General features: G+C 70.8%; 16 protein-coding genes and 1 riboswitch. Of the genes, 9 read left to right on the forward strand and 7 right to left on the reverse strand.

The window, feature by feature from the left end; genetic code table 11:
- Positions 1–8 precede the first annotated feature (8 nt).
- Both ACH4S8_RS34075 and ACH4S8_RS34080 read left to right on the forward strand, forming a co-directional pair.
- Positions 9–1,667 carry an acyl-CoA dehydrogenase family protein gene (locus tag ACH4S8_RS34075; RefSeq protein WP_398401049.1) on the forward strand — a complete coding sequence of 553 codons (1,659 nt, stop codon included), beginning with the start codon at positions 9–11 and terminating at the stop codon, positions 1,665–1,667.
- Positions 1,668–2,109: 442 nt separating this feature from the next.
- Positions 2,110–2,775, forward strand: coding sequence for a DUF4389 domain-containing protein (locus tag ACH4S8_RS34080; protein ID WP_398401051.1), 666 nt, complete (start codon positions 2,110–2,112; stop codon positions 2,773–2,775).
- Positions 2,776–2,904: 129 nt separating this feature from the next.
- Here the strand turns inward: ACH4S8_RS34080 and ACH4S8_RS34085 are convergent, their stop codons facing one another.
- Positions 2,905–4,095 carry an acyl-CoA dehydrogenase family protein gene (locus ACH4S8_RS34085; protein ID WP_398401053.1) on the reverse strand — a complete coding sequence of 397 codons (1,191 nt, stop codon included), beginning with the start codon at positions 4,093–4,095 and terminating at the stop codon, positions 2,905–2,907.
- Positions 4,096–4,341: 246 nt separating this feature from the next.
- Positions 4,342–4,563: a CbtB-domain containing protein gene (locus ACH4S8_RS34090; RefSeq protein ID WP_398401055.1), complete on the reverse strand. Its 222-nt coding sequence runs from the start codon at positions 4,561–4,563 to the stop codon at positions 4,342–4,344.
- Positions 4,564–4,624: 61 nt separating this feature from the next.
- Positions 4,625–4,715, reverse strand: a riboswitch (cobalamin riboswitch).
- A gap of 298 nt (positions 4,716–5,013) precedes the next feature.
- On the opposite strand from ACH4S8_RS34090, the gene ACH4S8_RS34095 reads away from it, so the two are divergent.
- Positions 5,014–5,598 carry a histidine phosphatase family protein gene (locus ACH4S8_RS34095; protein WP_398401057.1) on the forward strand — a complete coding sequence of 195 codons (585 nt, stop codon included), beginning with the start codon at positions 5,014–5,016 and terminating at the stop codon, positions 5,596–5,598.
- A 499-nt stretch (positions 5,599–6,097) separates the two neighbouring features.
- On the opposite strand, the gene ACH4S8_RS34100 is transcribed toward ACH4S8_RS34095, so the two are convergent.
- Positions 6,098–6,490 (reverse strand): nuclear transport factor 2 family protein, encoded by a 393-nt coding sequence (locus ACH4S8_RS34100; RefSeq protein ID WP_398401059.1) that lies wholly within the window; start codon positions 6,488–6,490, stop codon positions 6,098–6,100.
- An 82-nt stretch (positions 6,491–6,572) separates the two neighbouring features.
- Between ACH4S8_RS34100 and ACH4S8_RS34105 the strand changes: the two genes are divergently transcribed.
- Both ACH4S8_RS34105 and ACH4S8_RS34110 read left to right on the forward strand, forming a co-directional pair.
- Positions 6,573–7,136 carry a PadR family transcriptional regulator gene (locus ACH4S8_RS34105; RefSeq protein ID WP_398401061.1) on the forward strand — a complete coding sequence of 188 codons (564 nt, stop codon included), beginning with the start codon at positions 6,573–6,575 and terminating at the stop codon, positions 7,134–7,136.
- A 74-nt stretch (positions 7,137–7,210) separates the two neighbouring features.
- Positions 7,211–8,368, forward strand: a complete 1,158-nt coding sequence (locus ACH4S8_RS34110) for a Gfo/Idh/MocA family protein (protein ID WP_398401063.1) — start codon at positions 7,211–7,213, stop codon at positions 8,366–8,368.
- An 88-nt stretch (positions 8,369–8,456) separates the two neighbouring features.
- Here the strand turns inward: ACH4S8_RS34110 and ACH4S8_RS34115 are convergent, their stop codons facing one another.
- The 4 genes from ACH4S8_RS34115 to ACH4S8_RS34130 all read right to left on the reverse strand — a co-directional run bounded on the left by ACH4S8_RS34115 (position 8,457) and on the right by ACH4S8_RS34130 (position 14,264).
- On the reverse strand, positions 8,457–8,855 hold the full coding sequence (locus ACH4S8_RS34115; protein ID WP_398401065.1) for a hypothetical protein: 399 nt from the start codon (positions 8,853–8,855) through the stop codon (positions 8,457–8,459).
- A 347-nt stretch (positions 8,856–9,202) separates the two neighbouring features.
- Positions 9,203–11,251 carry a hypothetical protein gene (locus tag ACH4S8_RS34120; RefSeq protein ID WP_398401067.1) on the reverse strand — a complete coding sequence of 683 codons (2,049 nt, stop codon included), beginning with the start codon at positions 11,249–11,251 and terminating at the stop codon, positions 9,203–9,205.
- Between the two features lie 225 nt (positions 11,252–11,476).
- Positions 11,477–13,261 carry a cation:proton antiporter gene (locus ACH4S8_RS34125; RefSeq protein WP_398401069.1) on the reverse strand — a complete coding sequence of 595 codons (1,785 nt, stop codon included), beginning with the start codon at positions 13,259–13,261 and terminating at the stop codon, positions 11,477–11,479.
- 55 nt (positions 13,262–13,316) lie between these two features.
- A complete protein-coding gene (locus ACH4S8_RS34130; protein WP_398401071.1) occupies positions 13,317–14,264 on the reverse strand; it encodes a DUF389 domain-containing protein in 948 nt (315 codons plus the stop codon).
- A gap of 208 nt (positions 14,265–14,472) precedes the next feature.
- Here ACH4S8_RS34130 and ACH4S8_RS34135 point away from each other — a divergent pair, with 208 nt between their 5' ends.
- The 4 genes from ACH4S8_RS34135 (at position 14,473) to ACH4S8_RS34150 (ending at position 19,551) form a co-directional block, all read left to right on the forward strand.
- The gene (locus ACH4S8_RS34135; RefSeq protein ID WP_398401073.1) at positions 14,473–16,293 is read left to right on the forward strand and encodes a glycoside hydrolase family 15 protein; all 1,821 of its coding nucleotides are present in this window, start codon (positions 14,473–14,475) and stop codon (positions 16,291–16,293) included.
- A gap of 3 nt (positions 16,294–16,296) precedes the next feature.
- On the forward strand, positions 16,297–17,241 hold the full coding sequence (locus ACH4S8_RS34140) for a cyclase family protein (RefSeq protein WP_398401075.1): 945 nt from the start codon (positions 16,297–16,299) through the stop codon (positions 17,239–17,241).
- 9 nt (positions 17,242–17,250) lie between these two features.
- The gene (locus ACH4S8_RS34145; RefSeq protein WP_398401077.1) at positions 17,251–17,775 is read left to right on the forward strand and encodes a gluconokinase; all 525 of its coding nucleotides are present in this window, start codon (positions 17,251–17,253) and stop codon (positions 17,773–17,775) included.
- 195 nt (positions 17,776–17,970) lie between these two features.
- Positions 17,971–19,551 carry a GMC oxidoreductase gene (locus ACH4S8_RS34150; protein ID WP_398401079.1) on the forward strand — a complete coding sequence of 527 codons (1,581 nt, stop codon included), beginning with the start codon at positions 17,971–17,973 and terminating at the stop codon, positions 19,549–19,551.
- Positions 19,552–19,573: the final 22 nt, after the last annotated feature.

Raw genomic sequence — 19,573 nt, forward strand, 5'->3', positions numbered from 1 at the left:
GTTCCCTCATGACCGCGACCACCACGGCGCACAGCCGTCCCACCGCCGTGACGCACGAAGTGACCAACCAGGCACCGCCGTTGACGGGTCACGACGCCGCGGACGACCCCGTACTGCTCGAAGGCGTGAACCGCGAGGGGGCTTCCTGGCACCTCGACGACCTCCACCGGTTCGGCCGGTACGTCGGCAGCGCGGAGGCGCAGACCTGGGCGGACCAGGCCAACCGCCACGAGCCGGAACTGCGTACCCACGACCGCTACGGCCATCGCGTGGACGAGGTCGAGTTCCACCCCGCGTACCACTCGCTGATGGACGCCTCGGTGAGCGCGGGCCTCGCGGGCGCCGCGTGGGCCGACGACCGCTCCGGCGCCCATGTCGCGCGGGCGGCGGGCTTCATGCTGGCCACGATGCTGGAGCCCGGCCATCTGTGCCCCGTCTCCATGACGTACGCGGTGGTCCCCGCCCTGCGCCACTCCCCCGAGCTGGCCAAGGTCTACGAGCCCCTGCTCACCAGCCGCGTCTACGAACCCGGGCTGCGGACCCCGGCCGAGAAGCCCGGCCTGCTCGCCGGGATGGGCATGACCGAGAAGCAGGGCGGCAGCGACGTACGCGCCAACACCACCACCGCGACCGAGCGGGGCGACGGCACCTGGCGGCTGCGCGGCCACAAGTGGTTCACCAGCGCCCCGATGAACGACCTGTTCCTCGTCCTCGCGCAGGCGCCCGACGGGCTCTCCTGCTTCCTGGTCCCGCGCGTGCTGCCCGACGGCAGCCGCAACACCTTCCGCGTCCAGCGGCTGAAGGACAAACTCGGCAACCGCTCCAACGCCAGCAGCGAGCCCGAGTTCGACGACACCGTGGCCTGGCTCGTCGGCACCGAGGGCAAGGGCGTACGCACCATCATCGAGATGGTGACCATGACCCGCCTGGACTGCGTGCTCGGCTCCGCCGCCGGTACCCGCGCGGCCCTCGCCCAGGCCGCCCATCACGCACGTCACCGCTCCGCGTTCGGCGCCAAGCTGATCGACCAGCCGCTCATGCGCAACGTCCTCGCCGACCTGGCGCTGGAGTCGGAGGCCGCCACCACCCTGGCCCTGCGGCTGGCCGGTGCAGCGGACCGGGCCCGGCGCGGGGACGCCGGGGAGCGCGCCTTCCTGCGGCTGGCCACGGCCGTCGGCAAGTACTGGGTGTGCAAGCGCCAGCCCGCCGCCGTCGCCGAAGCCCTCGAATGCCTCGGCGGCAACGGCTACGACGAGGCGTCCGGCATGCCCCGGCTGTACCGCGAGGCCCCGCTCAACAGCATCTGGGAGGGCTCCGGCAACGTCAGCGCCCTCGACATGCTGCGCGCCCTCACGCGTGAGCCCGACTCGCTGGAGGCGTTCCACGCGGAGATCGAGGCGGCGACCGGCGCCGACCCCCGGTTCGACGCCGCCTGGCGGGAGTTGCGGGGCGAACTCGTCCTCACGGAGGACGCGCCCCTGCGCGCCCGCCGGGTCGCCGAACGCGCCGCCCTCGTCCTCCAGGCATCCCTGCTCGTCCGCCACGCACCGCCCGCCGTGGCCGACGCCTTCTGCGCGTCACGGCTGGCCGGCGATCGCGGTCTGGCCTTCGGAACCCTCCCGCCGGGCACGGACTTCGCGGGGGTGCTGGAACGGCTTCCGGCCTGACGGCCGGCGGACCCGACGACGGGAACGGCCTCCAGGGCCCGACGACGGGAACACGACCGCCCTGGGCAGGAGTGCCACGCCCCGCGCCGGGCGCACCCCGGCGGAGAGCTGCTGTCTCACCGCTCCGGCCCTGCGGTGCCTCTGGCGTCGGGGCCGGTACAGCGGCCCCGGCCGGCGCTTGCTCACCTTGCTCACCAAGGCTGACCGCCGGATGCTGGACCTGAGGAATGCACCCGGGCGGACCGCCCGGGTGAGCCGGGCATGACAGGCGACCCTTTCCGGCTCCGTCGCCTGTCCGCGCGGCTGTGCTCCGAACCGGCGGCCGCGCAGTGCGGCAGGCACCCGTACGGCCCACGCTGCCCTCGCGGCATCGGGCGGAAGCGTCCAGGCTGGTCATGAGCCCACTCGGCGACTCCACGCCGAGGTGAAGGAGCTGATCACCATGACGAACCTGGCGGGATTCCCGGAGCGCCCGGTCCAGGTGAACGCGCGTATCGACTCGCCGCTGTCCCGATGGCTGTGGCTCGTGAAGTGGATCCTCGCCATTCCGCACTACGTGGTGCTGTTCTTCCTCTGGATCGCCTTCACCGTGGTGACCGTGATCGCGTTTTTCGCCATCCTGTTCACCGAGCGCTACCCCCGTGGCTTGTTCGACTTCAACCTGGGTGTGCTGCGCTGGAGTTGGCGGGTCTCGTACTACTCGTACGACGCCCTGGGCACCGACCGGTACCCGCCGTTCAGCCTGGGCGAGGAACCGGATTACCCGGCACGGCTGGACATCGCCTACCCCGAGCGGCTGTCCCGCGGCCTGGTACTGGTCAAGTGGTGGCTCCTGGCCATCCCGCACTACGTGGTCATCGGCTTCTTCCTCGGCGGCGCCCAGTTCGGATGGTGGTCCGGCGGGCTGATCGGCGTGCTGACGATCATCGCGGCCGTGATCCTGGCCTTCACCGAGAAGTATCCGAAGGACCTGTTCGACCTGATCATCGGCCTCAACCGGTGGGTCCTGCGCGTCACCGCCTACGCCACTCTGATGACGGACGCCTACCCGCCGTTCCGCCTGGACCAGGGCGGCTCCGAAACCGTTGCTCCCCGGCAGCGGCCGTGACCACCGCGCTGGTGCCCGCACTCCCCGAGCGGCGGGAACAGCGACGCGACCAGGAACCGGAAGACGACGGGGCCTCTTGGCACCGGCAAGAGATCCCGAGTGCCGACCGAATGTCCGCGTCACGGCCCGCTAACGCCGGACCCGGGGCATCCCCAGGCCGATCCACGAGATGATCTCCCGCTGGATCTCGTTGTTGCCGCCGCCGAAGGTGAAGATCACGGCCGACCGGTAGCCGCGTTCGAGTTCGCCGTGCAGGACGGCGCCGGCGGAGCCCTCCTTGAGGACACCGGGGGCCGCGACGATCTCCATCAGCCAGGCGTACGCGTCCCGGCGCGCCTCGGATCCGTACACCTTGACGGCGGAGGCGTCCTGCGGGGTGAGCGTGCCCTCCTGGACGGCGTTCACCATGCGCCAGTTGAGGAGCTTCATGGCGTCCAGCCGGGTGTGGGTGCGGGCGAGGAGGCGACGCACCCAGGGGAGGTCGACGACACGGCGGCCGTCGGCGAGTTTGGTCTCCATCGCCCAGCGCTGGACGTCGTGCAGGGCGCGCATGGCCATGGTGCCGTGCGCGGCGAGGGTGACGCGCTCGTGGTTGAGCTGGTTGGTGATCAGCCGCCACCCCTTGTTCTCCTCGCCGACCCGGCGCGTGGCGGGGACCTTGATGTTCTCGTAGTAGCTCGCGGTGGTGTCGTGGGAGGCGAGCGTGTTGATGACCGTGCACGAGTAGCCGGGGTCGGCGGTCGGTACGAGCAGCATGGTGATGCCCTTGTGCGGTGGGGCGTCCGGATCGGTGCGGACCGCGAGCCACACCCAGTCGGCCGTGTCGCCGTTGGTCGTCCAGATCTTCTGGCCGTCGACCGTGTAGTGGCCGGTCTCCTCGTCGCCCTCCCGCACGGCCCTGGTCCTGAGCGCGGCGAGGTCCGTCCCGGCGCCGGGTTCGCTGTAGCCGATGGCGAAGTCGATCTCACCGGAGAGGATCTTCGGCAGGAAGTACGCCTTCTGCTCCTCCGTACCGAACCGCATGATCGTCGGTCCTACGGTGTTGAGCGCCATCAGCGGCAGCGGTACCCCGGCCTGGGCCGCCTCGTCGAAGAAGATGAACTGCTCCATCGGGCTCAGCCCCCGCCCGCCGTACTCCTCGGGCCAGCCGACCCCGAGCCAGCCGTCCGCGCCGAGCCGTCGGATCGTCTCGCGGTAGAAGCGCTTCTGCGACGCCGGATCGGCGTAGCGCGCGTAGGCGTTGTCCGGTACCAACTCGGCGAAGTAGAGACGAAGTTCGGTCCGCAACCGCTGCTGCTCCGGCGTGTATTCGAGATGCACGGCGCCTCCTGCCTCCCCGGGCCCGACCTGACGGCGCACACCGTAGAACGTGTTCCAGAAATAGGGAATGCCGATGACACGGACACCGCCGGGACGGATGCCGGGGTCGAGGGGTGCGCAGCGCGAGGTGTGGATCCGGGCGCACGTGAGGGGACGGTGCCCGGTCTCCCGGGCGCCGCCCCCTCACGTGCGGGCCGGTTTCCCGGCCGTCGCGGAATATCGTGGCCCGTACGTTCCCTGTCGCCGTCAGTGGCAGGGGAACCCGAGCAGGTGCCGGGCGTCGTGGACCCATTCGTGGACGTTCTCGCCGGAGACGAGGGAGGTGGCGCCCTGTTCGGCGCCGACGAAGTAGAGCAGGACCAGCATCAGGATGCCGAAGAACGCCGCCCAGGGGGCGATCGCGCCGATCGGCAGCTTGGCGGGAACAGCGGTGGGCGTGGCGGTCGGCTGAACGACGGACTGCGCCATGGGCAGAACCTCCTGGGGAACTCGCGTCCCGTCTCGGTGGTGCACAGGACGACAGCCACGGGTCTGACTTGCCCGCGTCCGTCACCCCTGGCCGGAGTGCCATGTGCCGGGCTTACAGTGGCGCGACCGTGCCGGATTTCCACCGGGCTTCCGTCGAACCGTCGTCAATATCCATGTGACCGTACCGCGAAGCCACCGGCCCGGCCAAGGGCGCACGCCTCCGCGCTCCGTGCGCCCCACGGTTCGTGAATCATGGAGGAGGGACGGCAACGTGCCTGATGGGCCCGGGGGTTCCGCCCCCGATCACGACGCACGACCCGCAACCCACCATGCATGACGCACGACCCACGACGCATGACGCACGACCCACGACGCATAACGCATGACGCACGACGGACGGGCCCGGACCGTGGAGCACGGTCCGGGTCCACGACCCATGAGAGTGATGGCATGACCAGCCGAGTGATCTTGATCTCCGCGGCGATCGGCGAGGCGCTGCGCGAGGCCCGCTTCGACGACGGGAGTCCGGTGGACGCCTCGGGCCTGCGGGCCGCCCGCTCGGCGGCCGACGCGGGCGCCGTTCCGGCGGGCGGGCGCCTGCGGGTCTCCCCCACCGTGCGGTGCCGGCAGACCGCCGAGGCGCTCGGGATCGAGGACACCGTCGAGGCACCGGAGTTGGCGCCGCTCGATGTGGGCCGCTGGCGCGGGGCGACGCTGGCCGAGGTGAGCACGAAGGAGCCGGAGGCGGTGGCGCGCTGGCTCGCCGATCCGACGTCGGCGCCGCACGACGGCGAGTCGGTGCGGGCGTTCTGCGACCGGGTGACGGAACACCTGGACGCGGCGGCCGGTTTCGACGGCCGAACCGTCGCCGTGGTGGAGCCCGAGGTCGTACGGGCCCTGGTGGTACGGGTGTTGGGGGCACCGGAGCAGGCGTTCTGGCGCGTGGACGTGCCGCCGCTCACCGTCACGGAGTTTAGCGGGCGCGCGGGACGCTGGAACGTCCGCGCCGGACGCCCGCTCGTCGGGTCGGCCTGACCCGGACGACCTCGGACCCCGACCCGGGCGACCGGGGCCCGACTCGGGCGTTCGCGGCCCGGAGCTCGCGGCCTCACCGCAGCGTGGCGATGAAGTCCGTGCACGATCGGGCACATTCACGGCACTTCCGTGCGGCGGCTTCCGACCCGGGGCATGCGTCGAAAGCCTCGGCACACTCCAGGCAGACGTCCCGGCACCACTCCAGCCGGGCGCGGAGCTCCCGGTCGCTCAGCCCCGGGTGACGGGACAGCACATGGCAGGTCGCCTCGCAGACCTCCGCGCACAGAACGCCCGAACGCCGCGCGGTCTCCTGCCGTTTCGGCCCGTCCGGATCCATGAGGCTCGCGCGCAGCGTGGAGGTCCTGGCGCATTCGGCACAGGCCCGGGCGCACTCGAAGCGGTCCTCCAAGTACCGGAAGAGCTCCTGCTGTGATGGCGTCGTCGTCACAACAGGCGTGTAGCCGGAAGGAGTCGGTTCAAACAGCGCAAGGCACGGCCTTTACGCGCCGGCGGCCTCCCGGGAGATCTGCTCGAACTGGGCCCCCATGGCCTCGGAGAGCGCCTGCGCCGCCGACAACGGGCGGACCATCACCATGAGTTCGTCGATGCGGCCGTCCTCGTCGAAGTGCAGGAAGTCGCAGCCGTTGATCTCCTTGTCGCCCACCTTGGCCGTGAAGACGAGCGCGTGGTCGCGGCCGTCGGCGCCGTCGATCTCACGGACGTAGCGGAAGTCGCTGAAGACACGCCAGACGCCGCGCAGGATGGCGGCGGTGATCGGCTTGCCCGGGTACGGCTTGAAGGCGACCGGGCTGGTGAACACGACGTCGTCGGCCAGCAGCTCCTCGACCGCGGCGAGGTCTCCGGCCTCCACGGCCTTGCGGAAGGAGTTCATTGCGCCCGCCTCTCTTAGTCAATTAATTGATTAGGTGTGGATGAGATTAGTCCTGTGCGTGCGGGGCGTCTAGCCTTGCGGGATGGCATTGCGCAACGCGGTACTGGCCTCGCTCCTGGAGGGCGAGGCGTCGGGGTACGACCTGGCCAAGGGGTTCGACGCCTCGGTGGCCAACTTCTGGATGGCGACCCCGCAGCAGCTCTACCGGGAACTCGACCGGATGGAGTCCGAAGGGCTGATCGAGGCCCGGGTCGTCCAGCAGGAGCGCCGGCCCAACAAGCGGGTCTTCTCACTGACCACGGCAGGGCTCGAAGCACTGGCCTCCTTCACCGCGGGGCCCGCGAAGCCCACCGCGATCCGCGACGAGCTGATGGTCAAGGTGTACGCACTCGACATGGGGGACGCCGACGCCGTCCGGACGGCGATCGCCGAGCGCCTGGAGTGGTCGCGCGCCAAGCTGGCGCACTACGAACGGATCGGCGCACGCCTGCTCGACGGGCGCACCGAGGACGAGTACCTGGCCGGGGCGGAGCGCGTCGGCCCGTATCTCACGCTCCTGGGAGGCCGCGCCTTCGAGCAGGCGATCATCGACTGGGCGGAGCGGGCACTGCGGGTCCTGGAACAACGGGCGTCGCTCGCCCGCTGAGGGCGGCCCGCTTCGCCGTAGCCTGGTCGCGAGCCGGATCCGTCCGGATCCGGTCCGGTGCCGAGGAGGCGATCGTGGTGCGTGCGCTCGGTGTCGCTGTCGTGGGGTTCGGCTGGATGGGGCGGGTGCACACGCAGGCGTACGCTCGCGTCCTCCACCACTTCCCGGAACTCGCCCTGCGTCCCGAACCTGTCGTCGTCGCCGACGAGGTGCCCGGCCGGGCCGAGAAGGCCGCCGCGCGGTACGGCTTCGCCACCGCCGTCCGGGACTGGCGGGAGATCGCCGCCGATCCGCGCGTCGAGGCCGTGAGCATCACCGCGCCGAACTTCCTGCACCGTGAGATCGGCGTGGCCATGGCCGCGGCCGGCAAGCACATCTGGATCGAGAAGCCGGTGGGACTGACCGCCGACGACGCCCGGGCGGTGTCGGGCGCGGTGGCCGAGGCCGGAGTCCGGGGCACGGTCGGCTTCAACTACCGGGGCGCACCGGCGGTCGTGGCGGCCCGCGAGCTGATCGCCTCCGGCGGCATCGGCGAGGTGACGCACGTACGCATCCGCCTCTTCAGCGACTACGCGGCCCATCCGGAGGGTGCGCTGACGTGGCGCTACGAGCGGGAGCGGGGCGGCAGCGGCGTCCTCGGCGACCTGGCCTCGCACGGCGTCGACCTGGCCCGTTTCCTGGTGGGCGAGATCGAGGCGCTGGCGGCGGACACCGCGGTCTTCGTACCGCTGCGGCCCCGGCCGGCAGGCGCGACCGCGGGCCACACGCGCGCGGCGGGCGGCGAGCCGGCGCCCGTGGAGAACGAGGACTACGTCAACTGCCTGCTGCGCTTCGCCTCCGGTGCGCGCGGCGTCCTGGAGGCGTGCCGCGTCTCGGTGGGCGAGCAGAACAGCTACGGGTTCGAGGTCCACGGAACCAGGGGCGCGCTGTTCTGGGACTTCCGCCGGATGGGCGAACTCGGCGTCAGCCGGGGCACCACGTACCAGGACCAGCCGGTCGGCACCGTGTACGTAGGTCCGGGTGCCGGGGACTACGCGTCCTTCCAGCCCGGCGCGGCGAACAGCATGGGCTACGACGACCTCAAGGTCATCGAGGCGCACGCCTTCCTGCGCTCCATCGCCGACGACAGGCCCTACGGCGCCACACTGGTGGACGCGGTCCGCAGCGCGACGGCACTGGACGCGATGACACGCTCGGCGGAGTCGGGGGCGTGGGTGACGCTGGAGGCGTAGCCCTCCGAGCGGTCACCGGGTACCGCTGTGCCGACGAGGTCGAGGGCGCGGGCGGCCGGCCCGGACCCGCTGCCCGCCGGCTCAGGGTTCAGGTCACCATGGCGTAGACCGCCAGCCCCAGGAGGATAAGGGCCCAGGCCAGGACGACCGCGCAGGTGAGGCGGAACCGGAATCTGCTCCAGTACTCCGCCCGCCGGCCGTCGGGAGTGTCGGTGCGCCAGACCGACGGGATGTCGACGCCGCCTTCGGCGATGGCCGTCGCGGCCCGTCGCACGTCCCCGGGGTGATAGGAGTAATAGGTCGGCGCCGCCCCGTACGTGCCCCGGCTCTCCCCGCCGTACCGGCGGACGCGGACGTCCGCACGACCGGCGGTGCCCGGCAGCCAGTCCTCACGCACCGGCCACAGCTCGGCGACCTCGCGACTGTCCAGCCAGGGCTCCTCCTCGTGCGCCGACTCGGGTGCTCCCGGATCCGGCGTTCGCGGCATGCTTCCCCCTCGATGCGGCAAGCCCCCAGTACACACCCGCCGCCCCGCATGCCGACAGAGCGCCTGCGGCGCCGCCACACGCGACCGGTGCGGCTCCGGGCCGTCAGGCGGCGCGCGGCACCGACACCCCGTCGAAAGGAAGTCGACCCGGCGCCGACCGGAGAAGAGGCCCTGGGCGCAACACCGACGAGTGCGCCCCGATTCCGGCTGCGTCCGCGCCGCCCCTCCGCCCTGTGGACCTTCACCTCCACCGGCGCCGACTTCGACAACCCCGTCAAGGTAGGGGACTCGGGCACCGGAGACTGGCACTGGGACCGGACCAAAACCACCTGATCCCGCCCCCGTGCTCACGGCACGGCTCCGATCGGGACGGACACGGCCGCGCCCTCGGTGGCGTCGGCGGGCACGTCCGCCTCGGTGTGACGCAGGTCGAGCACGATGAGGACGGCCGCGGCGACGACGAGATAGACGAGCAGGTTGATCAGTGCCTGGCTGGTTCCGTGGCCGTCGAAGTAGATGGTGCGGTGCAGCAGGATGTAGCCGTTGCGGGGCGGCAGATAGGGCCCGATGTCACGCCAGAACGCGGGCAGGTACGGCACCCCGCTCGCACCGCCGGAGGACGGGTTGCCCAGCAGGATGACCACGATGACCGTCACGAGGGTGCCGATGGGCCCCAGCAGCTTCTGCAGGACCGCGGCGACGAAGGCGACCACGGCGACGATCAGTGAGGCGACGGGCCAGGTGATCCAGAACTTGCTGCTGGGGAATCCCTGGAGCCAGTAGCAGACGATCAGGTCGATGACCAGACCGCTGACGACGGCGAACCCGGCGAGCTGGGCGGCTCGCCAGCGGCCGGCCGCCTTGCCGGTGGCGGTCATGAGCAGGGTGGAGGACATGTATCCGCCGATGAGCAGCGGAACGAGCATGAGTGCCTGGACCAGTCCGAACGGGTCCTTGGGCACCAGCGGAAGCGGCGCGTACTGCTCGACCTTCAGTTTCTGCCCGGTGCCGCGGGCCGCCTCCTCGAACCGGACCGCGAGGTCGAGGGGCGCCAGGTCGCTCATGGACGGCACCACGATCAAGGTGTTCGTCCCGCCCGACGAGACCAGTGCACCGAAGATGCGGGCCTGGTCCATGGCGGACTTCGCCGCACTCTCGTCCGGGTACCGAGTGACCTTCAGGGAGATCTTCTTCTGGGCCTCGGTCAGGACGGGCGACGAGCCGACCGCGCCGAACGGCATGTCGGAGGCCTTGGGGGCGTGCCCGGCGCTCATGTAGGTGGTGGCGAACAGGCACTGCATGACGGCGCAGATGCCCAGCGCGACGAGCATCCCGATCGCGGCACGGCGGCGGCCCGGAGCGCTCGCCGCTTCGCCGGGGGGCGACGGGGTCTCCGCACCGCCTGCCGCGGCGGCCGCCCTGGCGGGACGGATGCGGCCGAACCAGGCGATGACGGCCGTTCCGGCAGCGGCGTACAGGAACAGCACGACCAGCGGGGTCGAGATGTCGTTCCCGTCGAAGTAGAGCACGTGGTTGACCAGGGTGACCGCGCTCTGCGGCGGGAGGATCACTCCGATGTTGCGCCAGTAGACCGGCAGCAGGTACGTGCCCAGTCCCCCTGCCGGCGGACCGCCGATGGCGATGAACAGCAGCGCCACCAGGAGCGTGCCCCACTTGCCCACCAGCGCCTGTACCGCGGCGGCCGCCAGCGCCACGGCCGAGGTGATGAGCCAGAAGCACGGCAGCAGGGGCCAGAAGTGGCTGCTGGAGTACGCGCCGATCCCCAGTCCGGCGATCAGATCGGTCAGCAGCGCGCCCACCAGGGCGTACCCGATCAGGATGACCGCCCGCCACGGCGCGGCGGCGACCCCGTGAGCTGCCTTGAAGACGAGGACGGCGGCCAGATAGCCGCCGATCAGCAGGGGCAGCAGCAGCAACGACGTCACCGCGCCGACCGGGTCGCTGGAGGCGAGGGGCGCGACCTGCCGGACGGTGACGGGCCGGTGCAGCTTGTGTGCCGCGGCCACGAACGCCGGCTCCAGCTCGGTCTGGGCGAAGAAGCTCTTGGCCGGGACCACGACCAGGGTGTCGGACGGACCCGTGCTGAGGTACGCGCCGTACAGCTCGCCCCGGTGCGCCGCCTCCATGACCGCCGACGTGTTCGGGTAGGAGATCAGGTCCAGTCCGGCTCGGGAGGCCACCTCGGCGACCACGGGGGAGGGCGGTCCGGAAACGCCGAAGGGCATGTTCCGTGGCACCAGCAGCTGTTGGGCGCTGACCAGGCACAACGCCAGCAAGGCCTGCCCGACGAGCACCACGGCCAACGTGGCGACGATCTTCAGGACGCCACCGCGACCTCCCGCAGCGGGAGCCGCCTGGGCCGGTCGCCTCGCCATCCGGTCCTCCAACAGCGTCTGTAGCCCAACCACCCGCGGCAGTCAGGTCTTCTTCCTCCGGCAATCACCACACGGGCTCGGTCGGGCGGCAACTCGGAAAGCTCCGACGGATGAAGCGGATGCGCCCTGGGCACGCCGTGGTTCGCGTCGGCCCCGCGCGCAGGTGTGAGAGGGCGACCGGCAGGCAGGTGGGTGGGGGGAGAGCACCCGCCATGCGGGTGGAGTTCACGGAACCCTCTCCCGTGGCGGTCGGCCGTCGACGGCCGGGGCCAGCAGGACCAGGGTGTCCCCCGGATCGGAACGCGGTGTGTTGTCCTCGGTGACGGGCTCCAGCCGGTGGCCCGGGCGCACCACGAACAGCAGGTCGCTGTCGGCGGGGACGCCGTCACCGGCTGGGACCGCCACGATGGTGCTGCCTTCCTGGTGTCTGCGGGCGAGTGCGGGGCCCGTCAGGTGCGGCCCGAAGAGGATCTCGCCGCTGCGGTAGGGATCCACCACTCCATGGCTGCCCTGTGCCGCGCCCACGCGCAGGACCGGTCCTTCGACACCGCCGTGCAGAATCGCGGTCGCCAGGGCGTTGAAGTCGTCCTCGTCGGTGAGGAGGAACACGCCGGTGATTCCTTCCAGCTCGGCGCCGGATCCGGTGGCGTTGCCCAGCATGGCGCCCGGCGCGATCTTGAGCCCGGCGTCCTGGATGTGGTCGCGTTGCTCGTCCCGTCCGGCCCACATCAGCACCTCCATCCCGGTGGATCTCAGGGTCGCGCCGAGGTCGAGGACCCAGGGGTCGCCGCCGACCAGAAGAGGGCGTGAACGGGACGGGCGCTTCACCCGCAGCAGCCGGGCCACGGGGGCCGCCGTGAGTCCGTAGAGGGTGACGGTGGCGACGATGACGACGAAGGTCGCCGGAAGGATCTTGGCCGCACCGTCGATGTGATGGGCGACCAGCGCCGATGTGAAGGTGGAGGCGGTGGCGGCTGCGACGATCCCGCGTGGCGCCATCCACCCGATGAAACATCGCTCGCCCCGGGACAGGTCGGTGCCGAAGGTGCACATCGCGACGACGAGGGGCCGGACGACGACGACCAGGAAGGCCGCCAACGCGAGCGCGGGCAGTGCCACATGGTTGAGCGACGCGGGGGTGACCGTTGCCGAGATCGATGTGAAGAGCAGCCCGATGATGAGACTGACCAGCGTCTCGAAGAACTGGCGGCGGACGGGGATGTCGATGCGGGAGATGTTGGCCACCGACAGACCCATCAGCACGGCGGCGATGAGTCCCGAGTCGTCGCGCAGGATGTCGCAGCCGGCCGCCACCCCGATCACGGCGGCCAGTTGGGCCGTGGTGCCGAGCACCTCGCCGGGCCGCACCACATGGAACAGTGCCCACAGCGCGGCCGCCCCGACCACACCTCCGGCCACTCCCGTGCCCACACTGGCCGCGAAGTGTGCGATTCCGCGGGATGCCGTGGGCTGGGTGCTGGCGTCGACGGCGTGGAAGACGACGGCGCCGAGGATGCCGCCGACGGGGTCGATGAGGGACCCTTCCCACACGAGGATGTGCTGGAGGCGGTCCTTGGGGCGGACGATGCTGAGCAGAGGCCCCACCACGGTGGGTCCCGACACCACCAGGACGGCACCCAGCGTGATGGCCGCCTGCTGGGACATGCCGAGCAGCGGAATGGCGAGCGCGGTGCCGAGCAGGCAGGTGGCGGGGACGCCGAGCCAGATCAGGCGGGTGACGACCCTGCGGTTGTGGCCCCTGAACCTGCCCAGGTCCAGGCCGAGGCCGGCGTCGTAGAGGATCACGGCGACGCCCAGGGACACCAGCGGGGAGAAGGCCGCGCCGAGCAGTTGCTGGGGGTTGACGTCGTCGATCAGCGCTCCGGCCGCGAACCCGACCGGGAGCATGACGATCAGTGAGGGGATGCGCAGGACACTGGCCAGCAACTGTGATCCGACGGCGAAGACCATGATCAGGGCCACGCCGGTGAGCACGTCATCCGTCGTCACGAACAGTCCTTCTCTCGGGAAGCCGCCGGAGCAGTGGCGCCGGAGCGGTGGTGCGTCAGGTGGTCGACGCCCGGCTGCGCAGGCCGATCCGCCGCCACACGGCTCGCTGGAACCTGAGCGTCACGACGCCGACGACGATCAGCAGCACGATGTTGAGCAGCAGTTGGAAGAACGAGCCGCGTGCCTCGCTCCAGCTGGAATAGGCGAGGGCCACTCCCATGTCGGCGGCGGCCGGGATGGTGGTGACCGAGATGAAGACGCCGAGCAGGGCACTCGTCCTGGCCTGCGTCAGGGAGACGATCCCGACGATTCCGGCCAGTACCGCGACGACCGCGGAGAAGAAGCCCGGGGTGTCGATCAGCGTGGTGACCGGTCTGATGCCCAGCCCGAAGAGTTTCGGTGTGAGGCCCATGCCTCTGACCGCCCGGGAGAACAGGAACGTCACCAGGACCGCCAGCGTGAATCCGGCGGTCAGGGCGAACAGTCCCTGGCGGACTCTGGCTCCGTTGCGGCGGTCGATGCCCAGCGCGACGCTCGTGATGGCGCCGTACTCGGGCCCCACGACCATCGCCGCGACGATCAGGATCTGCGAGTTGGACAGGATGCCGACCGCCCCGATGACCCCGGCGATCACGAGGTAGAGGTAGAAGCTGGGGACGTAGGTGCCCTCGGCGCGGATGCGTGCTTCGACCTCTTCCCACACCGGGGTGTGGGCCAGCGGCCCCAGCCGGCGCTGTTCGGCCTCGGCGGCCTTGTCGGAGAAGGCCGTGTCGACGGGTTCGATGACGATGGATCCGCGGGAATCGATCTGAAGGGCGCGCAGGCCGCGCAGTACCGTGCTCGCGTCTCCGGCCAGCACGTCGCACTGGATGGCGTCGCCCGCCGGATTGCGGGCCTCGCCGGAGAGCACGAGGTTGAACACACAACGGTCGTCGGACAGCAGCTCGACGGCGTGGGGCGTGAGGTCGGGCGGGCTCACCAGTCGAACGTGGATCAAGTCCAAGGCCAGTCTCCCAGCTCGGCCGGCGGTGGGGCCGGGTGCTGTGGACCATGGCCGGCGTGCACTTTCGGTGATGGATCGAGCACAAAAAGTAGCAGCGATGTCCGGTGATTCACCGTCGTGGCGGTGTGTGGCGACGCCGCGTCCGCGGACGGATAGTGGAAACGGAAGCGCAAAGGGGGGTTGCTCGGGGAGACAGTGGAGTGACCGGATGGACCGCTACCCTCCTATCGCCGACCACGGCCTCGTCGGCGATCTGCAGACCGCTGCGCTCGTCTCCTCCCAGGGCGTGGTCGACTGGTTCGCGGCGCCCCGCTTCGATTCGCCCAGCATCTTCGCCGCCCTGCTCGACCACGACGGCGGCGGGTATTTCCGCATCGCTCCCGAGCATCCCGATCTCACGTGCAAGCAGCTCTACTACCCGGACACGGCGATCCTGGTGACCCGGTTCATGTCGCCGGACGGAGTGGGTGAGGTCGTCGACTTCATGCCTCCCGACCCGACCCGTACACCGACCGACCGCCACCGGCTCTTCCGTCTGGTACGGGCGGTGCGGGGAACCGTCGAGTTCACCCTGGAGTGCCGGCCGCGCTTCGACTACGGCCGCGCCGAGCACCGGCTCGACGTCGACGGGAGCGGTGCCAGGTTCAGCGCGCCGGGCACGGAGGCGTTCCTGCGGGCGACGTTCCCGCTGGAAGCGGACGGCGCGGACGTGCGCGGCACCGTCCGTCTGGACGCGGGGCAGAGCGCCGGCGCGGCGTTCACCGTCTGCGCCCCGGGCGGCGACTCCCCCGAACCCCTCACCATCGACGCCGTCCACACGCAGCTCGACGAGGTCACCCGCTTCTGGCACGCGTGGCTCCGGCAGTCCCGCTACCGGGGCCGCTGGCCGGAGCTGGTGCACCGCTCGGTGATCACCCTGAAACTGCTGACCTACGCGCCGACCGGCGCGCTGGTGGCGGCGGCGACCATGGGCCTGCCCGAGCAGGTGGGCGGGGAACGCAACTGGGACTACCGGTTCACCTGGATCCGCGACGGCTCCCTGTCGGTGCGGGCCATGCTCGACCTCGGCTTCGCCGAGGAGGCCACGGCCTTCGTGCACTGGCTGGTCGAGCGGCTGCGCGAGCGCGAGGGCAAGGAGGACGAACCGCTGCAGACGATGTACCGCATCGACGGCAGCCCCGACCTGCCCGAGGAGAGCCTCGAACACTTCGAGGGCTACCGCGGGTCCGCGCCGGTGCGCATCGGCAACGGCGCCGCCGACCAGCTCCAGCTCGACATCTACGGCGAGGCCGTCTACGCCCTGTCCCAGGGCCGCGAGATCGGGCAGCAGTCCACCTACGAGGGGTGGCAGACCTTCGCCAGGACGCTGGACTGGCTGGCGGAGCACTGGGACCGGCCGGACGAGGGGATCTGGGAGACCCGCGGCGGGCGCCAGGACTTCACCTACAGCCGGGTGATGTGCTGGGCGGCGTTCGACCACGGACTGGCCCTGGCCGACCACTGGCGCAGGCCGGCCGACATCGACACGTGGCGCGCCGCCCGCGACGCCGTCTTCGAACAGATCATGGACCGCGGCTGGAGCGACAAGGAAGGCGCCTTCGTCCAGCACTACGACGGTGACGTGCTGGACGCCTCGCTGCTGCTGATGCCGAGGGTGGGGTTCCTGAGCCCCAGGGATCCGCGGTGGCTGTCCACGCTGGACGCCATGGACCGCACGCTCGTCTCCGACAGCCTCGTCTACCGCTACGACCCCGCCGCGTCCCCGGACGGCCTGCGCGGCTCGGAAGGCACCTTCAGCCTGTGCACCTTCCTGTACGTCGACGCCCTGGCGCGGGCGGGACGGCTGGAGCAGGCCCGGTACACCTTCGAGAAGATGCAGACGTACGCCAACCATGTGGGCCTGTTCTCCGAGGAGATCGGTCCGAGCGGTGAGCAACTGGGCAACTTCCCCCAGGCGTTCACCCACCTGGCACTCATCATGGCCGCGAGCACGCTCGACGACGCACTCGACGCAGAGCACGGGCGCTGAGACGTGGCCACCCGCGACTCCCGCGTGGAGACGCCCCGGCTGACCACGGCCGGGTTCGACGCCCTGTACCGGCGCCTGGCGTCCGGCGCCTCGTGGGCGGCCGGTGCGCGGGGTGCACTGGCCGCGTTGACACCGGACCGGGTGACGGCGGCGGCACAGGAGATACGGACCGGCAGGACGGTCACCCTGGCAGCGCCCGTGGAGACGTCGACGGGTCCCGACAGCCCGGAGCCCGCCCGGCACACGATGCGCGCCTGGTCCGACGCGTCCGACGACCAGGGGCTGCACTTCGCGAGGGACAGCTTCGCGATGAACGTGCACGGGGACACCGACAGCCACCTCGACGCCCTGTGCCACGTGATCTACCGCGGCACCCTGCACGGCGGCGTGGACGCGAGCAGTGTCACGGAGGCCGGCGCGACGGCGCTGACGGTCGGGGCGCTCGCGGACGGGATCGCCGGCCGTGGCGTGCTGCTGGACATCCCCCGGCTGCACGGCGTGCCCTGGCTCGAGCCCGGGGAACACGTGAGCGCCGACGACCTCGCTGCCGCCGAGAAGTCCCAGGGCACCCGGGTCGGTGAGGGCGACCTGCTGTTCGTACGGGTGGGCCACCGAAAGCGCCGGGCCGAGGCGGGTCCCTGGCACACCGCGGAGGCCCGGGCCGGTCTGCACCCGGACGCGCTGGAGTTCCTCGCGGAGCGCCGGGTCGCGGTCCTGGGCGGCGACGGCAACAACGACACCGCGCCCAGTGCGGTCGAAGGCGTCGATTTTCCGGTGCACGTGCTGGCGATGCACGCGATGGGCCTTCACCTGCTCGACTATCTGCAGTTCGAGGATCTGGTGCCGGTCTGCGCGGCCGAGGGGCGCTGGTCGTTCTTCTGCGTCGTGGCCCCGCTGCGGCTGCCGGACGCCACCGGCTCCCCCGTCAACCCGATCGCCGTTCTGTGAGGGGTCCGTATGGGCAACTCCTCTCAGGAACCCGCGATCGTCGTGGTCATGGGGGTGTCGGAGTGCGGGAAGTCCTCGACGGGGATCCTGCTGGCCGAGCGACTCGGGGTGCCCTTCCTGGAGGCGGACGATCTCCACCCGGCGGCGAACCGCGCCAAGATGGCCGCCGGCCGGCCGCTCACCGAGGAGGACCGCGGGCCCTGGCTGGCGGCCATCAGCGAGTGGATCGGGCAGGCGGCGGCGTCCCGGACCGGTGGGGTCGTGGCCTGCTCGGCACTCAGGTACCGGTACCGGCAGATGTTCCGCGGGGCGGGGGCCGGCGTATGGCTGCTGCACCTCTCACTCGACGAGGCGGCGGCCCGCCGGAGGGTTGCGCGGCGCAGCGGACACTTCATGCCCGCCGCCCTGGTGGACTCCCAGTACGCCGAGTTGGAGCCGCTGCGCCCGGACGAGCCGGGTCTGACCGTCGACGCCGAGAACTCCCGTCAGTCGATCGTCGACCGGGCGGAAGCCGCTCTGCACAGCGTCGGGTGAACGGGTGGTATGTGCTGTCAGGAGCAGGGGTGAGCCCTCTCCCCGGCAGCTGTTCGCCAGAGTGCTGGGGGTGGAAGCGCCCGATAAAATCGTATTCGCATTCGTATCCGATCCGATGGGAGCTTTTGAGCGATTCCAGCTGTGGGGGCGATATCCGGACAGAGAAGGCCAACGATTCCACGGACGGGGCGTTTCATGACCGGCGACCAGCACTACGACGTCATTGTCATCGGCACCGGAGCGGGCGGCGGCACCCTCGCACATCGCCTGGCACCCAGCGGCAAACGCGTACTGATCCTCGAACGCGGCGGTTACCTGCCCAGGGAACGGGACAACTGGGACTCCACCGCCGTCTTCGTCCAGGGCCGCTACCGCGCACCGGAGTTCTGGTACGACAAGCACGGCAACGAGTTCCCGCCGGAGGTCAACTACTACGTCGGCGGCAACACCAAGTTCTACGGTGCCGCGCTGTTCCGGCTGCGCCCCGGTGACTTCGGCGAAGTGCGCCACCACGACGGGCTGTCCCCGGCCTGGCCGATCGGCTACGAGGACCTGGAGCCGTACTACACGCAGGCCGAACACCTCTACCGCGTGCACGGCCGGCACGGCGAGGACTTCACCGAGGGCCCGGTCAGCGGCCAGTACGCCTACCCACCGGTCGAGCACGAGCCGCGGATCCAGCAGCTCAGCGACGACCTGGAGAAGCAGGGGCTGCACCCCTTCCACCTGCCGATCGGCGTGAACCTGCTGCAGGACGCCGACGGGCAGGCGACGCACGCGAGTCCCTGCATCCGCTGCGACCGGGTCGACGGATTCCCGTGTCTGCTGGGCGCGAAGTCCGACGCGCAGGTGGTGTGCGTCGACCCCGCGCTCGAACACCCCGACGTCACGATGGTGACCCACGCCGACGTCCGCCGACTGGAGACGGACGAGGCCGGCCGGTCGGTCACCGGTGTGGTCGCCGACCTGGAGGACGGGACCACCGAGACGTTCACCGCGGACATCGTGGTGGTCGCCTGCGGCGCGGTGAACTCCGCGGTGCTGCTGCTGCGTTCGGCCAACGACCGGCACCCCGCGGGCCTGGCCAACAGCTCCGACGTCGTGGGCCGCAACTACATGCGCCACAACAACCTGGCGTTGATGGCCGTGTCGAAGGAGCCGAACCCCACCAAGTTCCAGAAGACCATGGCCCTCAACGACTGGTACTTCGGCGCGGACGACTGGGAGTTCCCGCTCGGCGGCATCCAGATGCTCGGCAAGTCGGACGCCGACCAGATCCACGGCGAGGCGCCGCGCTGGGCCGGCAAGGTCTCCCCCGACATGCCGTTCGAGGTCCTCGCCCACCACGCCGTCGACTTCTGGCTGTGCGGGGAGGACCTGCCCCTGCCCGAGAGCCGGGTCACCCTCGACAAGGACGGCGGCATCCACCTCGCCCTGGACGAGAAGAACAACATCGCCGGCCTGAAACGGCTCCAGCACAAGTTGCAGGGAATGCTGGGGCAGTTGGGGATGCATCCGCACCGGCTGCTGAACCACAGCATCTATCTGCACAAGGGGATGCCGATCGGGGCGACGGCCCACCAGGCCGGCACGGTGCGCTTCGGAACGGACCCCGCGAGCTCGGCCCTGGACGTCAACTGCAAGGCCCACGACCTGGACAACCTCTACGTCGTGGACACGTCGTTCTTCCCCAGCATCGGCGCGGTCAACCCCTCGCTGACCGCCATCGCCAACGCCCTGCGCGTCGGCGACCATCTGATCGAACGGCTGGGCTGAGCGCGACGGGCCGACCCGCGCC

It is taken from the genome of Streptomyces sp. NPDC021080 (assembly GCF_044333225.1).
Classification (GTDB): Bacteria; Actinomycetota; Actinomycetes; order Streptomycetales; family Streptomycetaceae; genus Streptomyces.

Bases quoted from the DNA above. Each gene is read 5' to 3' on its own strand.
- ACH4S8_RS34075 (WP_398401049.1), top strand. From the start codon at position 9: ATGACCGCGACCACCACGGCGCACAGCCGTCCCACCGCCGTGACGCAC.
- ACH4S8_RS34080 (WP_398401051.1), top strand. From the start codon at position 2,110: ATGACGAACCTGGCGGGATTCCCGGAGCGCCCGGTCCAGGTGAACGCG.
- ACH4S8_RS34090 (WP_398401055.1), bottom strand. From the start codon at position 4,563: ATGGCGCAGTCCGTCGTTCAGCCGACCGCCACGCCCACCGCTGTTCCC.
- ACH4S8_RS34095 (WP_398401057.1), top strand. From the start codon at position 5,014: ATGACCAGCCGAGTGATCTTGATCTCCGCGGCGATCGGCGAGGCGCTG.
- ACH4S8_RS34100 (WP_398401059.1), bottom strand. From the start codon at position 6,490: ATGAACTCCTTCCGCAAGGCCGTGGAGGCCGGAGACCTCGCCGCGGTC.
- ACH4S8_RS34105 (WP_398401061.1), top strand. From the start codon at position 6,573: ATGGCATTGCGCAACGCGGTACTGGCCTCGCTCCTGGAGGGCGAGGCG.
- ACH4S8_RS34115 (WP_398401065.1), bottom strand. From the start codon at position 8,855: ATGCCGCGAACGCCGGATCCGGGAGCACCCGAGTCGGCGCACGAGGAG.
- ACH4S8_RS34120 (WP_398401067.1), bottom strand. From the start codon at position 11,251: ATGGCGAGGCGACCGGCCCAGGCGGCTCCCGCTGCGGGAGGTCGCGGT.
- ACH4S8_RS34135 (WP_398401073.1), top strand. From the start codon at position 14,473: ATGGACCGCTACCCTCCTATCGCCGACCACGGCCTCGTCGGCGATCTG.
- ACH4S8_RS34145 (WP_398401077.1), top strand. From the start codon at position 17,251: ATGGGCAACTCCTCTCAGGAACCCGCGATCGTCGTGGTCATGGGGGTG.
- ACH4S8_RS34150 (WP_398401079.1), top strand. From the start codon at position 17,971: ATGACCGGCGACCAGCACTACGACGTCATTGTCATCGGCACCGGAGCG.